Annotated in this window: 4 protein-coding genes and 1 pseudogene; 3 read left to right on the forward strand and 2 right to left on the reverse strand. The window is 68.4% G+C overall.

Annotation, left to right across the window (positions count from 1 at the left end; genetic code table 11):
* Positions 1 to 315: pseudogene (locus FKP22_RS20880) on the reverse strand (hypothetical protein); the annotation flags it as partial.
* Positions 316 to 406: 91 nt separating this feature from the next.
* Here FKP22_RS20880 and soxR point away from each other — a divergent pair.
* The 3 genes from soxR (at position 407) to FKP22_RS20895 (ending at position 4,656) form a co-directional block, all read left to right on the forward strand.
* Positions 407 to 898, forward strand: a complete 492-nt coding sequence (soxR, locus tag FKP22_RS20885; protein WP_141289619.1) for a redox-sensitive transcriptional activator SoxR — start codon at positions 407 to 409, stop codon at positions 896 to 898.
* Positions 899 to 958: 60 nt separating this feature from the next.
* Positions 959 to 3,325, forward strand: a complete 2,367-nt coding sequence (locus tag FKP22_RS20890; RefSeq protein ID WP_141289620.1) for a fatty acid cis/trans isomerase — start codon at positions 959 to 961, stop codon at positions 3,323 to 3,325.
* A 191-nt stretch (positions 3,326 to 3,516) separates the two neighbouring features.
* Positions 3,517 to 4,656, forward strand: coding sequence for a carbohydrate-binding protein (locus tag FKP22_RS20895; protein WP_141289621.1), 1,140 nt, complete (start codon positions 3,517 to 3,519; stop codon positions 4,654 to 4,656).
* Between the two features lie 14 nt (positions 4,657 to 4,670).
* Here the strand turns inward: FKP22_RS20895 and FKP22_RS20900 are convergent.
* Positions 4,671 to 4,982: methyl-accepting chemotaxis protein (locus tag FKP22_RS20900; protein ID WP_233446912.1), on the reverse strand; the 312-nt coding region annotated here is incomplete at its 5' end.

The raw sequence follows: 4,982 nt of genomic DNA on the forward strand, positions 1-4,982 counted from the left end.
GAAGGCGCTGAAGTCGCCCAGCCTGACGGGCCAGTCCACTGGCGCGGGCACCCAGGCCTGTGCGGGCGGCGCACCTTCGAAGCGACGCAGGTAGTGCGCGTAGAAGGCATGCAGACGCGCATCGCTGGCGCCAAGCTCGCTGAGCGCATGCAGCGCCATCGGCATGTGGCTGCTCAGCTCGTTGCGGGTTTCGGGTGGCAGCGCCAGGCTTTGGTCCAGCAGCTCGCGCAAGGCTGGGCGGCGCTGGCGGCGAACAGGCGCGGGCGTGGCCAGGGCTTGGCGGGCGGGCAGGTCGGCGAAGGAGAGCAGCGGCATGGCGAGGCGTCCTGTTGATGCGATGGTCGCCATGCTCGGAGTTAAAGTGAACTTGAAGTCAATAGCTTTTTTGATCCGGAGGATGACGCGCATGCCCGAATCGATCCGCCTCAGTGCCAGTTCGCCGCTGACCATCGGCGAGCTGGCGCAACGCGCTGGCGTCGCTCCCAGCGCCGTGCGCTTCTACGAGGCCGAGGGCTTGATGCGCAGCCAGCGCAGCGCCGCCGGCCACCGGCGTTACCCGCGCAGCGAGCTGCGCCGCATTGCCTTCATCCGCGCGGCGCAAAGCATCGGCCTGACGCTGGAGCAGATCCGCGCCGCGCTGGCCACGCTGCCCGAGCACCGCACGCCCACCAAGGCCGACTGGGAAAAGCTCAGCCGCGACTGGCGCACGCTGCTGGACGCCCGCATTGCCGAAATGACCCGGCTGCGCGACCAGCTCACCTCCTGCATCGGCTGCGGCTGCCTGTCGCTGAAGACCTGCGGGCTGTACAACCAGGGCGACCAGGCTGCGGCCAAGGGCCAGGGGGCGCGCTATTTGCTTGGCGACAGGCCGCCGCCAGCCCGCAACCCCAGGCGCTGAAGCCGCCGCCGGGCTTTGTACGATGCGGCCCGTCGTCCTTCTCCTTGCCTTGTGGTCCCGATGCGCCGTTTTGTCTTCCTGCTGGTCGCCATCAGCCTGCTCGCCGCCTGCGCCACCCTGGTCGCCCCCGCACTGGACCCGCGCTTCGGGCCCGCCGACCCGACCCGCTTCGACCATCCGGCGCCGCCGCCCGCTGGCGAGTCGTATGCGCTGACCGTCCAGCCCATCCTGGACCGGCGCTGCGTGGTCTGCCATGCCTGCTATGACGCGCCCTGCCAGCTGAAGACGACCAGCTGGGAAGGCATGACGCGTGGCGCGAACAAGACCCCGGTGTACGACGCGACGCGGCTGCTGGCCGCGCCACCTTCGCGGCTCTACGTGGACGCGCAGCTCAGCTCCGAGTGGCGCACGCGCGGCTTTTTCCCGGTGCTCAACGAGCAGGACCGCACGCCCGAGGCCAACCGCAGCGTGGGCCTGGTGCACCGCATGCTGATGCTCAAGCAGCAGCACCCGTGGCCGGCCGAATCAGCCGATGAAACCGCCCAGCAGGCGGCGCTGGACGTGTCGGCCGACCGGGCCGCAATGTGCCCCGCCGGCACCGAGATGGACGGCTACGAACGCAGCCTGCCGCAAGGCGGCATGCCTTATGGCCTGCCCGGCCTGCCGGCTGCCGAGCACCGGGTGCTGACCCGCTGGATCGAACAGGGCGCGCCAGCCGAAGCGCCGGCGCCGCTGCCAGCGGCCACGCAGCAGCAGGTCGCCCGCTGGGAGCAGTTCTTCAACGGCGACGCGCTGAAGACGCAGCTTTTCGCGCGTTATGCCTACGAGCACCTGTTCCTGGCCCACCTGTATTTCGACGGCGATGGCGCAGCACCGCAGCGCTTCTTCAAGCTGGTGCGCTCGGCCACGCCGCCGGGCCAGCCGTTGAAGGTGATCCCCACGGCGCGGCCGGTGGACGACCCGGCTGTCGGGCGCGTCTATTACCGGCTGGACCTGGAGCGCGAGACCCTCGTCGCGAAGACCCACATGCCGTACCGGCTGGACGCGCAACGCATGGCCCGCTGGCGCACGCTGTTCCTGGACGCCCCCTACACGGTGGACCGGTTGCCGGGCTACAGCGCCGACACGGCGGCCAACCCGTTTGCCACCTTCGCAGCGCTGCCGGTGGGCGCGCGCTACCGCTTCATGCTGGACGAGGCCGAGTTCACCATCATGGGCTTCATCAAGGGCCCGGTGTGCCGCGGCCAGATCGCGCTGGACGTGATCGAGGACCAGTTCTGGGTCAGCTTCCTGGCGCCGTCCGAGGCCTACGACAACGCGATGGCCAAGCTGCTGCAGCAGGACGTCAAGCTGATGAGCCTGCCCACCGGCCGCAGCAACACCGATGTGCTGGTCGCCTGGCTGGCTTACGGCCGGCTGGAAAGCGGCTACCTGAAGGCCCGCACCGCGCAATACACCGAGGCCCTGCAAAAGCCCGAGAACCTCACCGAGCAGCTGATCTGGGACGGCGAGGGCCACAACGACAACGCCGCGCTGACCGTCTTCCGCCACTTCGACAGCGCCAGCGTGGTCAAAGGCTTTGTCGGCGAATCGCCCAAGACCGCCTGGGTCATCGGCTACCCGCTGCTGGAGCGCATCCACTACCTGCTGGTGGCCAACTACGACGTCTACGGCAACCTGGGCCACCAGCTGAACTCGCGGCTCTACATGGACTACCTGCGCGCCGAGGGCGAGTTCAACTTCCTCGCGCTGCTGCCCCAGGCCCAGCGCATCCCCACGCGCAACCACTGGTACCGCGGCGTGGGCGAGGGCGGGCGCGAGCAGGTCTACGGCGGGCCCGGCACCACGCTGCCGCTCGAAAGCGGCATCCACTACACCAGCGCCAACCCGCAGCAGGAGCTCTACGACCTGCTGAAGAAGCGCCTCGCACCGGTGCTGGACCACCGCTTCGACTGGACCCGCCACAGCCCCGCCGCGCTGCGTGCCCCGCTGCAAGCGCTGGCCACGCTGCAAGGCGCGTCGCTGCAGTGGTTGCCCGAGATGACGCTGCTGCAGATCGACCAGCCCGACGGCAGCGCCAGCACCTGGACCCTGCTGCGCAACACCGCGCACGCCAGCGTCTCGCACCTGCTGGGCGAGCAGAAGGAACTGCTGCCGGCCGAGAACACGCTGACCCTGGCCCCCGGCGTGATCGGCAGCTACCCCAACGTCTTGCTGCGCGTGAAGGCCTCGGACCTGCCCGCGCTGACCACCGCGCTGCAGCAACTGCGCGCCAAGGCCGACTTCGACAGCCTCGCCCGCCGCTGGGCCGTGCGCCGCACCCACCCCGACTTCTGGGCCTTCAGCGACACCCTGCACCGCCGCTACGCCCACGACGACCCGCTGGGCGCCGGCATGCTGGACTACAACCGGCTGGGGGCCTGGTGAACCCCGGTAGCAGCCCAACAAAACCAATCGAATACCTTTTGCAGACCAGCTGACAGCTCTTGCATCCTGAATCAACCCTTGACGGCGGCTGAGTGCATAGCATCGCCGGCAGCGCTGGGGCACGGGGCGAAGATGCCTCCTACCCCAGGGCCGGGCCGCTTTTCGGCGGGCTGAAACCAGAGGGGCGAGACATGAACAAAAGCTTTCGAGGCGTCGCGGGTGTAGCGCTGGGACTGATGCTGGGCCAGGCGGCCTGGGCGCAGAACTGGCAACTGGTATGGCAGGACGAGTTCAACGGCAGCATCGGGCCGGACTGGGTGTTCGAGACCGGTGGCGGGGGCTGGGGCAACAACGAGCTGGAGTACTACCGCAAGGAAAACGCCACCATCGAAAACGGCAACCTGGTGATCACGGCCAAGCGCGAGGACTACGGCGGCTACCGCTACACCTCGGCGCGCATGAAGACGCAGGGCAAGAAGAGCTTCAAGTTCGGGCGCATCGAGGCGCGCATCAAGGCGCCTTCGTCGCTGGGCATGTGGCCGGCCTTCTGGGCGCTGGGCAGCAACATCAACACGGTGGGTTGGCCGGCCTCGGGCGAGATCGACATCATGGAGCACGTCAACGCCGAGTCGGACGTCTACGGCACGGTGCACTGGCAGGACCTGAGCGGCGGGCACGCGCAGTACGGCGGCCACACCGGCGCGAACGTGACGGGGTATCACGTCTACGCAGTGGAGTGGGACGCGAAGACCATCAAGTGGTTCGTCGACGGCACGCAGTACCACGTGATCGACATCACCAACGGGGTGAACGGCACCGAGGAATTCCAGAAGGATTTCTTCCTGCTGCTGAACCTCGCTGTGGGCGGCAACTGGCCGGGCTTCAACATCGACGAGGGCGCGATGCCGGCCAGGATGTACGTGGACTATGTGCGCGTCTACCAGGCCGGGGCCGGCGGCTTCAGCCAGCAGGTCGAAGCCGAGAACTTCGCCAACATGGCGGGGGTGCAGACCGAAGCCTGCTCGGAAGGCGGCCAGAACGTGGGCTGGATCGATGCCAACGACTGGATGGTCTGGAACGTCAATGTGCCCAGCGCCGGGACCTACACGCTGCAGTACCGCGTGGCCAGCCCCGGCGGCGGCGGCGTGATCCAGCTGGAGAAGGCCGGCGGCGCGCCGGTCTATGGCAGCGTGGCGGTGCCGGCCACCGGCGGCTGGCAGAACTGGACCACGGTGCAGCACCAGGTGCAGCTGCCTGCGGGCCAGCAGCAGATCGCCGTGAAGGCGCTGGCCGGTGGCTTCAACCTGAACTGGCTGAAGATCGTGCAGTGACCGGCAAGTGAGCCTCAGGCCAGCGCTGGCTGCCTCTTGAACCCAGCCAGCGCGCCGACCAATGATTCGGTCTGGCACCTCAGGCTCTCGGCCGCCGCGGCGGACTGCTCGACCAGCGCGCTGTTCTGCTGCGTCGTCTGGTCGATCTGGATCATGGCGCTGCTGACCCGTTCAATGTCGTGGCGCTGTTCGGACGTGGCGTGGCTGATCTCCGAAGCCAGGTCGTTGACGCGCTGGATGCGGGTGACGATTTCCTGCATCGTCCGGCCGGCCGCGTCGACCTGGGCCGAGCCGGCCTCGACGCGTTCGACGCTGGCGCCGATCAG

It is taken from the genome of Ideonella azotifigens, from assembly GCF_006519715.1.
Taxonomy (GTDB): domain Bacteria; phylum Pseudomonadota; class Gammaproteobacteria; order Burkholderiales; family Burkholderiaceae_C; genus Ideonella; species Ideonella azotifigens.

Bases quoted from the DNA above. Each gene is read 5' to 3' on its own strand.
- FKP22_RS20890 (WP_141289620.1), top strand. From the start codon at position 959: ATGCGCCGTTTTGTCTTCCTGCTGGTCGCCATCAGCCTGCTCGCCGCC.
- FKP22_RS20895 (WP_141289621.1), top strand. From the start codon at position 3,517: ATGAACAAAAGCTTTCGAGGCGTCGCGGGTGTAGCGCTGGGACTGATG.
- soxR (WP_141289619.1), top strand. From the start codon at position 407: ATGCCCGAATCGATCCGCCTCAGTGCCAGTTCGCCGCTGACCATCGGC.